General features: G+C 72.1%; 16 protein-coding genes. 14 read left to right on the top strand and 2 right to left on the bottom strand.

What is annotated here, in order from left to right; translation table 11 throughout:
* Positions 1 to 10 precede the first annotated feature (10 nt).
* From V6U82_RS12110 to V6U82_RS12135, 6 genes are all read left to right on the top strand, one after another.
* A complete protein-coding gene (locus V6U82_RS12110) occupies positions 11 to 874 on the top strand; it encodes a sulfotransferase family protein (protein WP_121683229.1) in 864 nt (287 codons plus the stop codon).
* Complete coding sequence (locus V6U82_RS12115; RefSeq protein WP_334460954.1) at positions 841 to 2,454, top strand: oligosaccharide flippase family protein; 1,614 nt, start codon at positions 841 to 843, stop codon at positions 2,452 to 2,454. The genes V6U82_RS12110 and V6U82_RS12115 overlap by 34 nt, the downstream gene beginning before the upstream one ends.
* A gap of 28 nt (positions 2,455 to 2,482) precedes the next feature.
* Positions 2,483 to 3,415 carry a sulfotransferase family protein gene (locus V6U82_RS12120; RefSeq protein ID WP_128137130.1) on the top strand — a complete coding sequence of 311 codons (933 nt, stop codon included), beginning with the start codon at positions 2,483 to 2,485 and terminating at the stop codon, positions 3,413 to 3,415.
* A gap of 144 nt (positions 3,416 to 3,559) precedes the next feature.
* Complete coding sequence (locus V6U82_RS12125) at positions 3,560 to 4,576, top strand: glycoside hydrolase family 26 protein (protein ID WP_334460955.1); 1,017 nt, start codon at positions 3,560 to 3,562, stop codon at positions 4,574 to 4,576.
* Between the two features lie 244 nt (positions 4,577 to 4,820).
* Complete coding sequence (locus tag V6U82_RS12130) at positions 4,821 to 5,975, top strand: hypothetical protein (protein ID WP_334460956.1); 1,155 nt, start codon at positions 4,821 to 4,823, stop codon at positions 5,973 to 5,975.
* A 59-nt stretch (positions 5,976 to 6,034) separates the two neighbouring features.
* The gene (locus V6U82_RS12135) at positions 6,035 to 7,876 is read left to right on the top strand and encodes a malectin domain-containing carbohydrate-binding protein (protein WP_334461077.1); all 1,842 of its coding nucleotides are present in this window, start codon (positions 6,035 to 6,037) and stop codon (positions 7,874 to 7,876) included.
* A 94-nt stretch (positions 7,877 to 7,970) separates the two neighbouring features.
* On the opposite strand, the gene V6U82_RS12140 is transcribed toward V6U82_RS12135, so the two are convergent.
* Complete coding sequence (locus V6U82_RS12140) at positions 7,971 to 8,363, bottom strand: CBS domain-containing protein (protein WP_334460957.1); 393 nt, start codon at positions 8,361 to 8,363, stop codon at positions 7,971 to 7,973.
* A gap of 112 nt (positions 8,364 to 8,475) precedes the next feature.
* Between V6U82_RS12140 and V6U82_RS12145 the strand changes: the two genes are divergently transcribed.
* From V6U82_RS12145 to V6U82_RS12160, 4 genes are all read left to right on the top strand, one after another.
* Positions 8,476 to 8,931, top strand: a complete 456-nt coding sequence (locus V6U82_RS12145; protein ID WP_258544816.1) for an NUDIX domain-containing protein — start codon at positions 8,476 to 8,478, stop codon at positions 8,929 to 8,931.
* 70 nt (positions 8,932 to 9,001) lie between these two features.
* Positions 9,002 to 9,733, top strand: coding sequence for a phosphocholine cytidylyltransferase family protein (locus tag V6U82_RS12150; protein ID WP_128137126.1), 732 nt, complete (start codon positions 9,002 to 9,004; stop codon positions 9,731 to 9,733).
* Complete coding sequence (locus V6U82_RS12155; protein ID WP_013289282.1) at positions 9,721 to 10,788, top strand: iron-containing alcohol dehydrogenase family protein; 1,068 nt, start codon at positions 9,721 to 9,723, stop codon at positions 10,786 to 10,788. The genes V6U82_RS12150 and V6U82_RS12155 overlap by 13 nt, the downstream gene beginning before the upstream one ends.
* Positions 10,763 to 11,485, top strand: coding sequence for a CDP-alcohol phosphatidyltransferase family protein (locus tag V6U82_RS12160; protein WP_334460958.1), 723 nt, complete (start codon positions 10,763 to 10,765; stop codon positions 11,483 to 11,485). The genes V6U82_RS12155 and V6U82_RS12160 overlap by 26 nt, the downstream gene beginning before the upstream one ends.
* Positions 11,486 to 11,918: 433 nt before the next feature.
* Here the strand turns inward: V6U82_RS12160 and V6U82_RS12165 are convergent, their stop codons facing one another.
* On the bottom strand, positions 11,919 to 13,178 hold the full coding sequence (locus V6U82_RS12165; protein ID WP_334460959.1) for a glycosyltransferase: 1,260 nt from the start codon (positions 13,176 to 13,178) through the stop codon (positions 11,919 to 11,921).
* Positions 13,179 to 13,258: 80 nt separating this feature from the next.
* Between V6U82_RS12165 and V6U82_RS12170 the strand changes: the two genes are divergently transcribed.
* The 4 genes from V6U82_RS12170 (at position 13,259) to V6U82_RS12185 (ending at position 17,970) form a co-directional block, all read left to right on the top strand.
* On the top strand, positions 13,259 to 14,119 hold the full coding sequence (locus tag V6U82_RS12170) for an Fpg/Nei family DNA glycosylase (RefSeq protein ID WP_334460960.1): 861 nt from the start codon (positions 13,259 to 13,261) through the stop codon (positions 14,117 to 14,119).
* Between the two features lie 324 nt (positions 14,120 to 14,443).
* Complete coding sequence (locus V6U82_RS12175) at positions 14,444 to 15,949, top strand: sugar transferase (RefSeq protein ID WP_334460961.1); 1,506 nt, start codon at positions 14,444 to 14,446, stop codon at positions 15,947 to 15,949.
* Between the two features lie 33 nt (positions 15,950 to 15,982).
* On the top strand, positions 15,983 to 17,206 hold the full coding sequence (locus V6U82_RS12180; RefSeq protein ID WP_334460962.1) for a histidine kinase: 1,224 nt from the start codon (positions 15,983 to 15,985) through the stop codon (positions 17,204 to 17,206).
* The gene (locus V6U82_RS12185; RefSeq protein WP_013289288.1) at positions 17,203 to 17,970 is read left to right on the top strand and encodes a LytR/AlgR family response regulator transcription factor; all 768 of its coding nucleotides are present in this window, start codon (positions 17,203 to 17,205) and stop codon (positions 17,968 to 17,970) included. Before V6U82_RS12180 ends, V6U82_RS12185 begins: the two co-directional genes overlap by 4 nt.
* The last annotated feature ends 29 nt before the right edge of the window (positions 17,971 to 17,999 follow it).

A 17,999-nucleotide genomic window follows, 5' to 3' on the forward strand; every position in this document is an offset into this window, starting at 1 on the left:
GAGTGGGGACGTGACGCTGGCCAAGGAGCAGGCGCTCCGCGCGGTGAAGTCGGTGAGCCGGACGGTCGGCCGGCTGACCGCCGGTTCGCGGATGGTGCCGGGATTCCTGATCGTGGGGGCGCAGCGCTGCGGCACCACCTCGCTGTTCAAGACGCTGTCGCAGCATCCCGGTGTGCTGCCGCCCGCGTACCACAAGGGCGTGCACTACTTCGACATGGACTACCACCGGGGGATGAGCTGGTACCTCGGGCACTTCCCCACCACCGGCAAGGCCGAGGCGGTGAAGGCCCAGATCGGGGTACGCGGCATCACCGGCGAGTCCAGCCCGTACTACATGTTCCACCCGCTGGCCGGGCAGCGCATCGCCCGGGACCTGCCCTCGGTGAAGCTGCTGGTGCTGCTGCGTGACCCGGTGGAGCGGGCCTACTCGGCGCACTCGCACGAGTTGGCCCGCGGCTACGAGACCGAGACGGACTTCGAGCGCGCGCTCGCTCTGGAGGAGTCCCGTACGGCGGGCGAGCGGGAGCGGATGATCAGCTCCGCGTCGTACGCGAGCGAGCACCTCCAGCACAACGCGTACCTGGCTCGGGGCCGCTACATCGAGCAGCTGGAGCGCCTGGAGGCGCTCGTCGGCCGGGACCGCATGCACGTCATCGACAGCGACGACTTCTTCGCCGACCCGCGTCCCTCCTTCGACGCGGTCTGCGACTTCCTCGGGCTGCCCCGCTGGGCGGACATCGCGTTCGGCAAGCACAACTCGCGCTCCCGTTCGCCCATGTCGGCGGAGCTGCGCACCCGGCTGGAGGACCACTTCGCCCCGTACGACGAGCGGCTGGCGGCGTGGTGGGGACGCGTGCCGTCGTGGCGGCGGTGACCCGGGCGGACGCCGGCGGCACCCCGACGCTCACCGCACCGCCCCCCGGGCCGGGCGCGGGGCTGGGCGGCGCGGCCCGGCAGGGCTTCGCCAACCTGGTCGGGGTCGGGCTGGCCGCGGTGGCCGGCTTCGGCCTGAACATCGTCATCGCCCGGGGCTGGTCGGTCCGCGAGGCCGGCATGTTCTTCGCGGCCACCAGCGCGTTCATGATCGCCGCGTCGGCGGCTCGGCTCGGCACCGACGTCGGCACCGTCTACTTCGTCAGCCGCCAGCGCACGCTCGACCGCCGGGACCAGATCCGGGGCACCATCCTGGTCGGGTTGCTGCCGGTGCTGGTGGTCGGCACGCTGCTCGGGCTGGCCGGCTGGCTGGCCGCACCGGCGCTGGCCCGGGCCACCATGCCGGAGGCCGGGCCGGAGGCGGTCACCGCGCTGCGCATCCTGCTCGCGTTCGTGCCGCTGGCCGCGCTCAACGACTACGCGCTCGCCGCCTGCCGCGGCTTCGGGCAGATGCGCCCGCTGCTGACGGTGGAGCGGCTCGGCCGCACGCTCGTGCAGTTCCTGGGTGTGGCGGTGGCCGCGTGGCTCGGCCTGTCCGCCACCGTCGCGCTGCCGCTGGCCTGGGTGGTGCCGTACCTGATCGCCGCGGTGGTCGCGCTGTTCTGGCTGAGCCGGCTGGTCGGCCGGGCCGGGCGGCAGGTGACCCGGCCGGTGCCGGCGCGCGAGCTGGCCGGGCCGTTCTGGCGCTTCACCGGGCCCCGCGCGGTCAGCAGCCTCGCCGCGATCGTGGTGCAGCGGCTGGACATCGTGCTGCTCAGCGCGTTGCGCGGGCCGGCGGACGCGGCGATCTACACGGCCGCGACCCGGTTCCTGGCGCTGGGTCAGCTCTCCAGCGTCGCGCTGTCCAGCTCGGTGCAGCACCGGCTGGCCGCCGCGTTCGCCCGCGACGACCGGGCCGAGGCGAGCCAGCTCTACCAGGCCGCCACCGGCTGGCTGGTCCTGCTCTCCTGGCCCGCGTACCTGATCTTCGCGGCGTTCGCCACGCCGATGCTGGCGCTGTTCGGATCCGGGTACGGCGACGGCCGCCGGGTCGTGGTGCTGCTGGCGCTGACCATGCTGCTGGCCACCGGCTGCGGCATGGTCGACATGGTGCTCAACATGGCCGGGCGCACCGCGTGGACGTTCTACAACGCGATGACGGGCACCGTGCTCAACGTGGTCGGCAACCTGGTGCTCATCCCGCGTTACGGCATCCTCGGCGCGGCCCTGGCCTGGACCGTCTCCATCCTGGTCACCAACCTGGTGCCGCTGACCCAGCTCTGGTGGTCGATGCGGCTGCACCCGTTCGGCGCCGGTACCCGGGCGGCGATGGCGCTGGCGGTGGTCGCGCTGGGCCTGCCGCTCGGTGTGGCGACCCTGCTCGGCGCCGGTCCGCTGGTGCTCGCGCTGGTCACGGTCGCCGGCCTGGCCGCGTACGCGGCGGGTGTCTGGCGCTGGCGGCGCACCCTGCACCTCGACGCGCTGCGCGCCCTGCGCCGTGGCCGCAACCGGGCCGGGGCGGACCCGGCCGCCCAGTCCTGACCGATCCTGCGCACCGATGGGACCTTCGATGACAAGCGACTCCCCCCTCGCCCCGCACTCCGGCCTGTCCACCGTGAAGGCCGCGAAGCTCGCCGCGGTCGGGCTGCTGGCGGACCGCAAGGAACGCCGCGAGCTGGAACGGCCGGTGGAGGCGGGCACCCGCCGGCTCACCCTGAAGGTGGAGCGGCCGATCTTCATCCTCGGCGCCCCGCGCTCCGGCACCACGTTCCTCGGCAGTTGCGTCGGCGCGCTGCCGGACGTGTCGTACCACTTCGAACCCCGCCTGACCAAGGCCGTCGCCCGCTGTGTCTACGAGGGAAGCTGGACACCGCAGCGGGCCGCCCGCTACTTCCGGGGCTACTACGGCGCGCTGCTCGCCGCGTCCGGGCACGGCGGCCTGCGCTTCGCCGAGAAGGACCCGGAGAACTGCTTCATCGTGCCGTTCCTGACCGAGGTCTTCCCGGACGCGGTCTTCCTGCACGTCTACCGGGACGGGCGGGACGTGGCGGTGTCGCACGCCGAGCAGCCCTGGCTGAACGCGGCGTCCACGGGCAGCGGTCGCAGCGGCCGGGGCGGTACGCCGTGGGGCGCCGCGCCCCGGTTCTGGGTGGAGCCGGAGCGGCGCGACGAGTTCACGCAGGTCTCCGACCTGGGCCGGTCGGCCTGGATGTGGCGGCGGTTCACCGGCAGCGCGCTGACCCAGCTCGCCGAGCTGCCCGCGGAGCGGGTGCGGCACCTGCGCTACGAGGACGTCGTCACCCGCCCGGCCGAGGCGGCCGAGGTCGTGGCCGACTTCCTGGAGGTCCGTGACGCGGCCGGGCGGGAGGCGCTGCACGCCCGCTTCGCCAAGGCACGGCCGGGTTCGGTGGGGCGCTGGCGGCAGCGACTGACCGAAAAGGATCTGGCCGACGTGATGGCTCAGGCCGGGCCGCTGCTGGCGCAACTCGGCTACCCCGCCTGAACGCCGCGTCACAGGTAGAGTGCCAGGGGTCGCCCGCCCGGCCCGGCGTGCCTCTCCGCCCACGCGGATCCGTCAGGGCCCCCGAACCGTGGCCGGCGACCATCCTGGGGAGAGGTTGCGGTGGTACGACGGTTACGACTGACGATGGCTGCCGTGCTGGGCCTGGCCTTGCTGGCACCGGCGGTGGCGGCCTGTGACATCGGCTCCGAACGGTCCGGCGAGGAGACGACTGTCGCGCCGCCCCCGCCGACTGTGACACCGCGGACCGCGCCGGTCCGCACCACCGGTCGCGGGCCGGAGCCGCCCGAGAAGGGGGCCTGGCTCGGCACCTGGGTCAAGCCGCAGTACCACAACGCCAGCGGGCGGGCCGCGGCGTTCGACGCGTTCAACCAGGCGGCCGGCGGCAATCTCGCCATCGCGCACATGTTCCACGAGTGGAACGAGCCGTTCCCGAGCGCCACCGAGAAGTTGTTCCAGTCCCGGGGCAAGCTCCAGATGATCTCGTGGCAGGGCACCGACACCCGGTCCACTGTCAGCGGCGTCTACGACTCGCTGATCCGGCAGCGCGCGAAGGACGTCAAGGAGTTCGGCGTCCCGGTGCTGCTGCGCTACCGGTGGGAGATGGACCGGCCGAACCTGGCCGCGAGCATGCACTCGCCGGAGGACTACGTCGCCGCCTGGAAGCACGTCCGTGGCATCTTCACCGAGATGGGCGTCACCAACGCGGGCTGGGTGTGGTGCCCGCACGCCGACGGGTTCGCCGAGCCGCAGCGGCGGGCCGCCGCCTACTACCCCGGCGACGACCAGGTCGACTGGCTCTGCGCGGACGTCTATCCCAGCCCGGAGTGGAACAGCTTCTCCAACCGGATGGACCACTTCATGGCGTTCGCCAAGAAGCATCCGCGGCCGGTCATCATCGGCGAGTACGGCCTGACCCAGGACGGCCGGCCGGGCCAGCGGGCCGACTGGATGCGCGAGGTCGGGCCGTACCTGAAGAAGCACCCGCAGATCAAGGCGGCTGTCTACTTCGCCGCCCGGCAGACGGAGAAGCCGATCTACGACAGCACGTTCGGCAACGACCCGGAGAGCGAGCAGGTCTTCCGGGAGATGGCGACCGATCCGTACTTCCAACCGCCGATACCCGACCTGAGTGTTTCCTGAGGACCACCCTCCGTGTCCGCCAGGTGATCGTCGCTCGTCTTTCGTGTGACCCGGGGCGTTTCCTCGGCCAAAAAGGCCGAACCCGGGTGGACGGGCGACGGCCGAATGCGAGAAGGTATTGCTCTCACGTCTGCGGTCGGTCGGGTGACGCCCCGCCTCATGTCGGCACCGACCACGATCGCAGCGCCTCCGACGTTTCCCCCCGGAGTAGCCTGTGGCTTCCTCGATCCTGAGACACCGCTCGGTGTCCGCCTTCGGCGCTGCCGTGCTCGGCATCGCCACCTTGTTCACACCGGTGCCGGCGCTCGCCGCGCCGGCCACGGCGCCCGCGCCCGACCACAGCACGATGGTCGGCGAGGTGCCCTCGGACAAGACGCCGAACATCAACGACGGCAATGTCGTGGCCATCCACGACGCCGGCAGCAAGGTGATCGTCGGCGGCTCGTTCACCAACGCGCAGAACCGGGGTTCCTCACCCACCCCGGTCGACCGCCGCGGACTGCTCGCCTTCGACAAGGCGACCGGCAAGATCGACAACGCGTTCGCGCCGGTGCTCGACGGTGACGTCACCGCCGTCATCGCCGGCCCGACCCCGGGCACGGTCTACGTCGCCGGCAAGTTCAACAAGGTCGGCGACAAGAACTTCCGCAAGCTGGCGCTGCTGAACGTCGCGGACGGCACCCCCGTCGACGGGTTCAAGGGCCCGGCGTTCAACGGCACCGTGAACGACATCGCGCTCGTCGACGGCCACCTGCTGGTCGGCGGCATCTTCACCACCGTGACCGCGACGACCAACCGCAACGGGCTGGCCTCGCTGAACCCGACCACGGGCGCGGTGGACGAGTACCTCACCGTGGCGCTGACCGAGAACCACAACTGGACCCCGACCAACAACGGGGCCTCGGCCGGTGTCGGCGTGGAGAAGTTCTCCGTCTCCCCCGACGGCAAGCACCTCGTGGTGATCGGCAACTTCAAGAAGGCCGACGGCGTCGTGCACGACCAGATCGTGCGGATCAACCTCGGTGAGAACTCCGCGACCATCGCCGACTGGAACACCGACGGCTACTCCGCAGCCTGCAAGTACACCGCGTTCGACTCGTGGGTGCGCGACGTCCAGTTCTCCCCGGACAGCAAGTACTTCGTGGTGGTCACCACCGGCGCGTCGTACCGGGCACGCTCTGCGACTCCGCGGCCCGCTGGGAGACCTCCGCCACCGGCGCCGGCCAGAAGCCGACCTGGACGAACTTCAGCGGCGGCGACACGTTCCTCTCGGTCGGCATCAGCGAGAAGGCCATCTACGTCGGCGGTCACTTCCGCTGGTCGAACAACCCGCTCGCCCGCGACAAGGCCGGACCGGGCGCGGTGCCGCGGGCCAGCATCGCCGCGCTCGACCCGGTGAGCGGCCTGCCGCTGTCCTGGAACCCGGGCCGCCACCCGCGCGGCTACGGCGTCACCGAGATGCTGGTGACCCAGGAGGGCCTCTGGCTCGGCAGCGACCAGGAATACATCGGCAACTTCGACTACCAGCGCAAGCGGATCGCCTTCTTCCCGCTGGACGGGGGCAGCACCCCGCACTCGACCAGCACCAAGGGCCTTCCCGGCAACGTCTACCAGGCCGGCCGCGCGGCGCAGACCGAGGTGCTCTACCGGGTCAACGCCGGTGGTCCGGCCATCCCGGCGACCGACGGCGGACCGGACTGGGCCGCCGACAGCGCCACCGAGCCCAGCCCGTACCACAACACCGGCAACCAGGTCACCAGCTACACCACGAACGCGACGTTCGACCCCACCGTGCCGGCGAGCACGCCGGCCACGCTCTTCAACACCGAGCGGTGGGACGAGGCGACCGCGCCGGACATGCAGTGGGACATCCCGGTCGCGGCCGGCACCCGGGTCGACGTCCGGATCTACATGGCCAACCGCTGGTCCGGCACGAGCAAGCCGGGCGCCCGCAAGTTCGACGTCAGCATCGACGGCGTGCTCAAGCTGAACGACTTCGACCCGGTCGTCGCGGCCGGCGGGACCGACCGCGGCACCATGCAGTCCATCTCGGTGGTCAGTGACGGCGTGGTCGACATCGACTTCGGCCGGGTGCTCCAGAACCCGCTGCTGCACGGCATCGAGATCGTCAAGACCGCGCCCACGCCGGACGCCTCGGACGTGCTCTACCGGGTCAACGCGGGCGGCGACCAGCTGGCCGCGCCGAGCGGCCCGGCCTGGGCCGCGGACACCGCCGCCGCGCCGAGCACCTACCACAACGCCGGCAACCAGGTGACCAGCTACACCACGAACGCGTCGCTCGACGGCACGGTGCCGTCGGGTACGCCGGTCGAGCTGTTCAACGCGGAGCGGTGGGACGAGTCGCCCGCGCCGGACATGCAGTGGGACTTCCCGGTCCCGGCCGGCACGCCGGTGCAGGTGCGCCTCTACCTGGCGAACCGCTGGTCCGGCACCGCCACCGCCGGCAAGCGCAAGTTCAACGTGTCGATCGACGGCGTGGTCAAGCTGAGCAACTTCGACCCGATCACCGCGATCGGCGCCACCAACCGGGGCACCATGCGCGCGTTCCCGATCACCAGCGACGGCAACATCGACATCGACTTCGGTCGTGTCCTGGAGAACCCGCTGGTGCAGGGCATCGAGATCGTCAAGCTGCCGCCGGTGCCGCCGGCCACCACGGTGGACAGCATCACCAAGCGGACGTACGACGGCGCGACCTCGGTCGGCAACGCGATGTCGGTGCCGAACGGCGACAACACCGGCTGGTCGAACATCAAGGGCGCGTTCTGGGTCGGTGGTGACCTGTTCTACGGCGTCGGCGGCGACCTCTACAAGCGCTCGTTCGACGGCAGCGAGTTCGGCACCCCGAAGAAGCTGGACCCGTACCACGACGCGAAGTGGGACACGGTCGTCACCGGTTCCGCGCCGGAGGGCTCCACCTACGCCGGCATGACCGGCAACTTCTCCGCGGAGCTGCCGAACGTGACCGCGATGTTCTACAAGAGCGGCCGGATCTACTACTCGCTGGCCGGTCAGAGCACGCTGTTCTGGCGCGGGTTCGCGCCGGACACCGGCACCGTCGGCGCCGAGCGCAACACGGTCACCGGCACCACCGCCTTCGCCGACGCGGGCGGCCTGTTCCTGGACGGCGACACGCTCTACGTCGTCTCCCGGAGCACCGGCAACCTGTCCTCGATGGCGTGGTCCGACGGCGTGCCGACCGGCTCCGCCACGGTGCGCAGCGGTCCGGGCGTCGACGACGTGGACTGGCGCGGCACCTCGGTCTTCGTCGGCCCCTGACGGGCGGGCACGACCGAGAACAGATACGACGATGGCCCGGCCGATATCGGCCGGGCCATCGCCCTTTCTCCGGCGCCGGTCGCGCCGGACCACATCAGGTACGGGTCGGCGCGTGCTCCACCGCCCAGACCCGCATCAGGTCCCGTACCGAGATCACTCCTGCCACCTCCCGGCCGTCGAGCACGACCAGGTGACGGAACCCGCCCCGGGCCATCGCCGCGGCTGCCTCCTCGACCGTCCAGTCCGGGCCGGCGTAGACGACGTCCCAGGTCAGGTGTGCGCCGGTGCGCTCGACATCCGGGTCGAGCCCGGCTCCGATCGCCTTCAGCACATCGCGTTCGGTCATGATCCCGACCCCCTCGGAGTCCGGGTCGATCACGACCGCCGACCCGACACCGCGGGCCGACATCATCCGGGCCGCCTGCCGGAGCGTGTGCTCCGGCCCGACCACGAGTACCTCGTTGGACATCGCTTCCCGTACCTGCATCACACATCACCCCTGTGGGACGGCGACTGAGTACGGACATGGTGGGCCCTCGATGCGTACCGGGACAAGAACGGGCATCGCCGGATACGGCCCGGATGGCTACTGTCGGAGGGTGCCCACCGAGCCCCTCCGCTGCGCCGGCGCGCTGATCGTCGACGACGACGGCCGCATCTTCATCCAACGCCGATCCCCCGAGCGGCGCCTCTTCCCGAACTGCTGGGACATCGTCGGCGGCCACCTCGAACCGGGCGAGGAGATCGACGACGCGCTGCGCCGGGAGGTCACCGAGGAGACCGGCTGGGCCGTGTCGCACGTGCTCGGCCTGGTCGGCGAATACCGGTACACCGCCGACGACGGGCTGACCCGGGTGGAGACCGACTTCCTGATCCGGGTGGACGGCGACCTGAGCCGGCCCCGGCTGGAAGCCGGCAAGCACACCGAGTTCCGCTGGCTCGCGGAGTCGGAGATCGCGCTGCTCGACGAGCACCGGGACGTCAACGACGGGCTGATCCGGCGGATCGCGGAGGACGGCTTCGCCGCGCTGCGCTCGATCGGGCTGACGGGCTGAACCACGGCCGCCCGGCGCCCGGCGATATCCTCGCCGGGTGGAATCGGGTCGAGAAGAGGAGCGTGTCGGCATGATCGGGATGGTGCTCGCCGCGGGAGCGGGGCGCCGGCTGCGGCCGTACACCGACACCCTGCCCAAGGCCCTGGTGCCGGTCGACGGGGAGACCACCATCCTCGACATCGCGCTGCGCAACCTCGCCGAGGTGGGGCTGAACGAGGTCGTGATCGTGGTCGGCTACGCGGCCGACGCGGTGCGGCAGCGCCAGGCGGCGCTGGAGGAGAGGTACGGCGTCACGATCACCCTGGTCCACAACGACAAGGCCGAGGAGTGGAACAACGCGTACTCGCTCTGGCTGGCGCGTGAGCACTTCTCCCGTGGTGTGCTGCTCGTCAACGGCGACACCGTGCATCCGGTGAGCGTGGAGAAGACGCTGCTGGCCGAGCGCGGTCCGGGCATCCTGCTCGCCGTGGACACGCTCAAGCCGCTGGCCGAGGAGGAGATGAAGACCACCTTCGACGCCGCCGGCCAGCTCACCCGCATCACCAAGCTGATGGACCCGGGCGAGGCGTACGGCGAGTACATCGGCGCGACGCTGATCGAGCCGCAGGTGGCCGAGCCGCTCGCGGACGCGCTGGAGGCGACCTGGCGGCGTGACCCGAACCTCTACTACGAGGACGGCTACCAGGAGTTCGCCGAGCGCGGTGGCGAGGTGCGGGCGGCCCCGATCGGTGACGTCTCCTGGGTCGAGGTCGACAACCACGCCGATCTGGCCCGGGCGCGGGAGATCGCGTGCCGCTACTAGCCCGCAGCGTCCTCACCCCGCTGCACATCGACGTGCGGCGGGGCGCGGTGGCCGACCTGGCGGCGATCCTCTCCGACGGGCGGATCTCCGCCGGTGGCGACGTCGCAGTGGTGGTCGGGCCGGGGCAGGGCGAACGGATCGCCGAGCTGATCCGGCCGTCGCTGCGCTCGGCGGACGTGTTCACGGTGGCCGGGGGGACGCTCGACGCCGCCGACGACCTGGGGGCGAAGCTGCGCACCCGGTCGTACGACGCGGTGGTCGGCATCGGCGGCGGCAAGACGATCGACGTGGCGAAGTACGCGGCGACCCGGCGCGGCCTGCCGATGGTGTCGGTGGCGACGAGCCTCGCCAACGACGGCATCGCCTCCCCGGTCGCCAGCCTGATCACCGAGGGCCTGAAGGGCTCCTACGGCGTGCACATCCCGATCGCGGTGATCGTGGACCTGGACTTCGTGGAGGCCGGGCCGGAGCGGCACAACCGGGCCGGTGTCGGTGACGTGGTGAGCAACATCAGCGCGCTGGCGGACTGGGAACTGGCCCGGCGGGTACGCGGTGAGCGGGTCGACGGGCTGGCGGCCTCGCTGTCGCGCGCCGGTGCCGAGGCGGTGCTCAACCACCCGGGCGACATGAGCGACGACGGCTTCGTCACGGTGCTCGCCGACGCGCTGATCTCCAGTGGTCTGGCGATGGCGATCGAGGGCACCAGCCGGCCGTGCAGCGGCGGCTGCCACGAGATCATGCACGCGATCGACGCGCTGTTCCCCGGCACCGCCTCGCACGGCGAGCTGGCCGGGCTCGGTGCGCTGTTCTGCACGTTCCTGCGCGGCGACGAGCGCCGGTTCGCCGAGATGGCGGCCTGCCTGACCCGGCACGGACTGCCCCGGCTGCCCGCCGAGGTCGAGCTGACCGACGACCAGTTCGTCGAGGCGGTGCAGTTCGCACCGGCCACCCGGCCGGACCGCTACACCATCCTCGAGCACCTCGCGATGTCGGCTACCGAGACGCGGGAGCGGCTGGCAGACTACGCCGGTGCCCTCCGCGACCACATTGGCTGAGCCCCGTCCCACCGTCGCCGACTTCCACCGGGTCAACCGGGGAGGCGGCCTGTTCAGCGAGTCGATCAGCCAGTGGATCGGGGCGGCCTTCGCGTTGGGCGCCCAGCGGTTGGGCCTGCGCCCGACCGCGCTGACGCTCACGAACCTGGTGCTGGGGCTGGCCGCCTCGGTCACCGTGGTGGCGCTCGCCGACGACGTGGCCGCCGGCACCGTCCCGGCCTGGGTGGTCGGGCTGGTCGCCCTGGTCGCCTGGCAGATCGCGTACGCACTGGACTGCGCTGACGGGCAGCTTGCCCGGGTGACCGATCAGCGCAGCGCGGCCGGCGCCCGGATCGACGTGCTCTGCGACGTGGCCGCCCAGATCGCGCTGGTGGCCGCCATCGGCGCGACAGCCGTGGCGCAGCGCCCGTCCACGCCGGTCTGGCTGGTGGCCGTGTTCGCGGGCACCTGGATGGTCAACCTGGTGACGTCGGTGATGCAGGCGGGGCCGAACGCGGCGAGCATGGTCACCTCGACGTCGCTCCCGGTACGCCTGGTGAAGCTGGTCCGCGACTACGGTGCGGTGATCTTCGTGGCCGGCCTGGTGCTGGCCTTCGCGCCCGCGCTGGCGTTCTGGGTGATGGTGGCGTTCACCGTCGTCAACGGCGGCTTCCTGCTGGCGAGCATCGCCTTCTCCGCCCGCGCCTCCCTGCGCTGAGGGCCGGTCCCGGCTTCGCCGCCCTCCTCGGCCCCTCCGCTGCCGTCGTGCCCTGCCCTCTCGCGCCGCCGTCACCCGGTAGGAAGACGGCCCCCGGGCCGGTGCACCGATGGCGGCTGCGGGCGAGCCCCTCTGCCGCCGAGCCGAACGTCGGTCACTGATAGTGACATCCCCGCGCGGGCCGGTGGTTCGCCTTCGGCGCCTTTGCTCTGCAGCCGTCCGCGCACCAGGAACTCTCGGTCACCGCTGCGTCGGTGGCTGCAGAGCAAAGGCGGCGGAGAGGCATCTGCCGACGGAGCAGGCTTTCAGACATTCGAGCAGTTCAAGCCCATGATCGATGATCGAGGGCGCGGGTCGGCCGGAAACCGCCCATCACAGAGGGTTACCCCACTCAGGTACGCACCGGCCAGTGACGCACAGTGCTCAGACCGCGTCAGGCGCGGCTCTGCAAGCCCGCGTAGACGTCGATCAGGCGCTTGGTGATCACGTCGGGGTGGAAGGTGCGCTCGTACCGGCTGCGGGCCGCCCCGGCGAGCGCCCGCGCCTCGGCGGAGGCCAGCGGCAGGGCCGCGGCCAGCGCCTCCACCTCGGGTGCCACCACCCAGCCGGCCTCGCCACGCTGCACCCCTGACGGCAACGCGACCCGCCCGTCGCCCGGCGCCGCGGTGGCCACCTCGGCCGGGCCGGTGCCGGCGGGCTCGCGAGGACCGTCCGCGCCCACCAGGTACGGGATGCCGCCGAGCGCGGTCCCGAGCACCGGCCGCCCGGCCGCCAGCGCCTCGATGATCACGGTGGGCAGCACGTCGTGCCAGGTGGAGGTGGCAAGCACCACGGAGCTGTCGGCCAGCGCCGCGCGTACCCCGGGACGGTCGAGCTGGCCCAGATAGAGCACGTCGGGCCGTTCGGCGGCGGCCGCCTCGGCCAGCGGACGCAGCTCGCCGTCACCGGCGATGCGCAGCGGGCCGAGCGCGCCCACCGGGTGCCGCCGCCACGCCGCGAGCAGCAGGTCCAAGCCCTTCTCCGGGCTGAGCCGGCCCATGAAGAGGAAGCCGTTCCCCGACGGCGCCGGGGTGCCCGGGTCGGGCACGGCGTTCGGCTTGACCACGATCCGGTCGTCCGGAATGCCGTAGTCGCGCAGATGATCAGCGACCGCCGTGGTGAGCGCGATGTACCGGTCCACCGACTTCCAGGTGGGACGGTGCACGGCGAGCGTGGTCGCCATCAGCGCGCTCTGCGCCCGCGAGTTGCGGTAGCAGCGGTGCACGATCGCCGGTACCCCCAGCGTCCGCCCCCGGCAGTCCTGGCAGATCACGCCGTCGCGGAAGTACAGGCCCGAGGAGCAGACCTGCCGGTAGTTGTGCACGGTCTGCACCACCGGCACGCCGCGCTTGTGCGCGGTCCGCACCACCCAGGGCGAGAGCAGGGGGTACGGGTTGTGCAGGTGCAACACGTCCGGCCGGTGCTCGGTGAGCAGGCGGTCCAGGTCGTGCTGGGCCTTCGGGGCCCAGATCGGCGAGATCGGCAGCAGCGCCTTGGCCGGCTTGGACATCGACGGAATCTCGTCCGAGCTGCGCAGGAACGGCAGCACCTCCACGCCGGCGGCGGTGAGCTGGGCGATCTCCGCGTCGACGATGGTGTTCTCGCCGGAGGGCTGGGCTTCCCGATACCGGTTGTGCGCCACCACGATTCTCACAGAGCTCGCCTTTCGTTCGCGACTGCGGGACTCGCAAGCTCATTCCTCGCGCTCACGGGAAAGAAGGCTACCGTTGGACGATGCCCGAACTACCGGAGGTGGAAGCGCTCGCCGGTTACCTGCGCGAGCGTGCGGTGGGCCGCCGCGTCGAGCGGTTCGAGGTCGCCGCGATCAACGCGCTGAAGACGTACGACCCGCCCCCGAGCGCGGTCGCCGGCCGTGCGGTCACCGGCGCCGGCCGGTACGGCAAGTTCCTGGACGTCCGGTTCGACGAGGGACTGCACCTGGTGGTCCACCTGGCCCGGGCGGGCTGGCTGCACTACCGGGAGGCGTTCCCGTCGGCGACCCCGCTGCGGCCCGGCAAGGGCCCGATCGCGGTGCGCGTACGCCTCGACGACGGCTCCGGCTTCGACCTGACCGAGGCCGGCACCCAGAAGAAGCTGGCCGCCTACCTGGTCACCGACCCGGCGCAGGTGCCGGGTGTGGCGAAGCTCGGGCCGGACGCGCTGGAGGCGGATCTCCCGACCTTCGCCGAGCGGCTGCGCAGCCGCCGAGGTCAGGTGAAGGGCGTGCTGACCGACCAGTCGGTGCTGGCCGGGGTGGGGAACGCGTACTCCGACGAGATCCTGCACGCGGCGCGGCTCTCGCCGTTCGCGATCACCGACCGGCTCACCGACGACCAGCTCGCCGGCCTGCACGCGGCGACGCGCACGGTCCTCGGCGACGCGGTACGCCGGTCGATGGGCCAGCGGGCCGCGGAGCTGAAGGGCGAGAAACGCTCGGGCCTCAAGGTGCACGCCCGGAAAGGGCTGCCGTGTCCGGTCTGCGGCGACACCGTCCGGGAGGTGTCGTTCGCCGATTCGAGCCTCCAGTACTGCCCCACCTGTCAGACCGGCGGCAAGCCGCTGGCTGACCGAAGGTTGTCCCGGCTCGTACGGTGAGTAATGGCATTCGCCGGTTACCGAGCGGAATCGACCGGCGATCGCCGAAGGTCCGGTCCGCCCCTCTACCCGAGCCGTCATCCATCGGTATAGTGGCTCGGTCCCCGGCTTCACAACTGATTCGGAGCCGGCCAGATCTCACCGAGCACCAGCGGAACGGCTTCCTCGCGGGGGCCGGTCCGGGCCGGGCCCGCGTGGGAGACTGGGACGGTGAGCGACCCGGGCCCTCACGCCGAGTGAGGACGCGGGTCATGCGGGAGGACATGGGTTGAGGTGACGACAAGCCTCCAGCGCCCGGTAACCGACAGAGGCCGGAGCAAGAGCGTGCGGCACGTCGACAGCTTTGAGATCCAGCCGCCGACTCCGCCGTCGCACAACGGCGTACCCCGGTCGGCGTGGGCCCGCGCCCGGCGCCGGGTGTCCCGGTGGCACCGGCCCTACATCGCCCTCCTGCTGCTGCTCGACTTCGGCGCGGCCGCCCTGGCCAGCTTCCTGGCCGTGCAGATCTTCGAGCAGGCCGCCTCCGGCTTCCGGGACGCGCCCGAGGCGTGGTTCTACACCGTGGCGTTCGTCCTGCTGCCGCTCGGCTGGGTGCTCATCCTCTGGGGCAACCGGGCCTACGACCGGCGCTACCTGGGGCTCGGCCCGGACGAGTACAAGCGGGTGATCCGCGGCGGTGTGGCGGTCGCCGCGACCGTCTCGTTCCTCGCCTTCGCCACGAAGACCACCCTGTCCCGATGGACGGTCGGCTTCGCGCTGCTCGGCGCCCTGCTGCTGATCCTGCTCGTCCGCATGATCGCCCGGGCCTGCCTGCACGCGCTGCGCCGCCGCGCCGGCCACGCCGGGCACCGGATGGTGCTGGTCGGCACGCTTCCGGAGTGCCTGGAGGTCTACACCACTGTCACCCGGAACCCGTCCGTCGGCCTGGTGCCGGTGGCCATCCACCTCACCGACGGGTACGCCGCCGCGCGCGGCCTGGAGACCCCGGTCCCGGTGTACGCGGGCCGCGACGTCCTGGCCCTGGTGCGTGAGGTCGGCGGCGACACGATCGCGGTCTGCGGCTCGGCCAGCGCCGAGCCGGGCGAGCTGCGACGTCTGGCCTGGCAGCTGGAGGGCTCCGGCGTCGACCTGGTGGTCGCGCCCCAGCTCACCGACATCGCCGGTCCCCGGGTGCACATCCGCCCGATCGAGGGCCTGCCGCTGCTGCACGTCGAGGAGCCGACCCTGTCCGGGCCGGCGCTGCTGGCCAAGAACCTGATGGACCGGGTCGCCGCCGGGCTGGGCCTGCTGCTGCTGATCCCGCTCTTCCTCGCCATCGCCGTCGCGATCCGGATCTCCGACCCCGGGCCGGTCTTCTTCCGCCAGCCCCGCGTGGGCCACGAGGGGCGGACGTTCCGGGTCTGGAAGTTCCGGACCATGTACGTGGACGCCGAGGAGCGGCTGGCCGGCCTGGTCGACCGGAACGAGACCGACGGCATGCTGTTCAAGATGAAGCAGGATCCCCGGGTCTTCCCGGTGGGCCGCTTCCTGCGTGCCACGTCGCTGGACGAGCTGCCCCAGCTGATCAACGTGCTCTGGGGCGAGATGTCGCTCGTCGGCCCGCGCCCGCTGCCCGCCGACGACGGCGACTTCCTCGGCGACGTGCGGCGCCGGCTGCTGGTCCGGCCCGGCATGACCGGTCTGTGGCAGGTCTCCGGCCGTTCCGACCTGTCCTGGGACGAGGCGGTCCGGCTGGACCTCTACTACGTCGACAACTGGTCGCTGGCGTACGACCTGAGCATCCTGTGGCGGACCGTCGGCGTGGTGCTGGCTCGCAAGGGCGCGTACTAGCGCTACCGGGCCGGCACCCGGCAGGATCGCTGCGTGGGTGGCAACCTCTCCGCCGTCTTCGCCGTCGTCTCGCTGACCACCGCGTTGGCCGCGGCGCTCTGGGCGGTGCTGCGGCTGCGCGGCCGGCGGGGCATCGCCACCGCCACGCAGCGGGCCACGTACGAGGTGCTGCACACCGCGGGGCTCGCCGCCGAACCGCTGCGCGCCGGCCTGACCGCGGCGGACGCGGCGAAGGCCGTACGCCATCTGCGGGCCCTCGTGGGTGCGGCCGGGCTGGCGCTGACGGACCGGGACGCGTTGCTCGCGGTCGACGGGCAGGGCGCGCACCACGGCGACCAGCTGGTCGCGGCGGCCCGGCGGGCGGCCGACAGCGGGCGCTCGACAGTGCTGGGCGAGTCGGAGCTGCGTTGCGACCTGGTCGACTGCCCGGTACGCGGCGCGGTGGTGGCGCCCCTGCGGGCGGACGGGCGGGTGGTCGGCGCGCTGGTGGCGGTGGCCGACGAGCGCCCGGCCCCGGGTCTGGTGCAGGCGACGCTGGAGACCGCCCACTGGGCGGGTGACCAGCTCGCGCTGGCCGAGCTGGAGTCGTCGCGGGAGAGGCTGGCGCGAGCCGAGGTACGCGCGTTGCGCGCCCAGATCAGCCCGCACTTCATCTACAACGCGCTCACCGCGATCGGCTCGTTCGTGCGCACCGACCCGGAGCGGGCGCGGGAGCTGATCCTGGAGTTCGCCGAGTTCACCCGCTACTCGTTCCGGGCGCACGGCGAGTTCACCACGCTCGCCGAGGAGCTCCGCTCGATCGACCGCTACCTGACCATCGAGCGGGCGCGTTTCGGCGAACGGCTCCAGGTGCGCCTCCAGATCGCGCCGGAGGTGCTGCCGGTGACGTTGCCGTTCCTCTGCCTCCAGCCGCTCGTGGAGAACGCCGTCCGCCACGGGTTGTCCCGCAAGCCGGGCACCGGCATGGTGAGCATCGAGGCCCGGGACGCGGGCGCGGAGTGTCACATCACGGTGGAGGACGACGGGGTGGGGATGGATCCGACGACGCTTACCGCCGGTATCGCCGAGGTGTCGGGCACGACCGGCGACCCGGCCGACGATCCGGGGCAGCACGTCGGCCTCTCGAACGTCGACGAACGGCTCCGGTCGGTCTTCGGGGACGGGTTCGGCCTGGTCGTGGAGACCGGCCTGGGTTCGGGTACGAAGGTCAGCATGCGCGTACCGAAGTTCCACCCCGGCGTCCGGGCGTCGTCGTGACCGTCACCGGTACCGGATTCCTCCGGGTGCTGGCGGTGGACGACGAGCCGCCCGCGCTCGACGAGCTGGCGTACCACCTGCGCGCCGACCCCCGGGTGGCCCGGCTGCACACGGCCGGGGACGCGACCGAGGCGCTGCGCGTGCTGCGCGACGACGACGTGGACGTGGTGTTCCTCGACATCCGGATGCCGGGGCTGGACGGCATGGAGCTGGCCCGGGTGCTGCGCCGGTTCGCCCGTCCGCCGGCGATCGTGTTCGTCACCGCGTACGACGACGGCGCGGTGGACGCGTTCGACCTGGGTGCCACCGACTACGTGCGCAAGCCGGTACGCGCCGAGCGGCTGGCCGAGTCGCTGCGCCGGGTGATCGGCTCCCGGGTGGTGCCGTCGCATCCGGCCGCGCTGGCGCGGGCGGAGGAGGATCCGACCATCCCGATCGAGCTGGCCGGCACCACCCGGATGCTGCCCCGCTCGGCGGTGCGGTGGGTGGAGGCGCAGGGCGACTACGCGCGGCTGCACACGGCGGAGGGGTCGCACCTGGTCCGGGTCTCGCTGGCGACGCTGGCCGAGCGCTGGGCCGACGCCGGGTTCGTCCGGATCCACCGCTCCTACCTGGTGCAGCTGCGGCTCATCGCCGAGCTGCGGCTGGTCAACTCCGGCTACGTGGTGGTGATCGACGGATCCGAGTTGCCGGTGAGCCGGCGGCACACCCGGGAGCTGAAGGACAAGCTGGTCCGCGCCGCGAAACAGGACTGGAGTCGCTGAGGGGCGGGGTCGCCGGCGGCGCGCGGTCG

Source organism: Micromonospora sp. CPCC 205554 (assembly GCF_036902745.1).
In the GTDB taxonomy this organism is placed as follows: Bacteria; Actinomycetota; Actinomycetes; order Mycobacteriales; family Micromonosporaceae; genus Micromonospora; species Micromonospora tulbaghiae.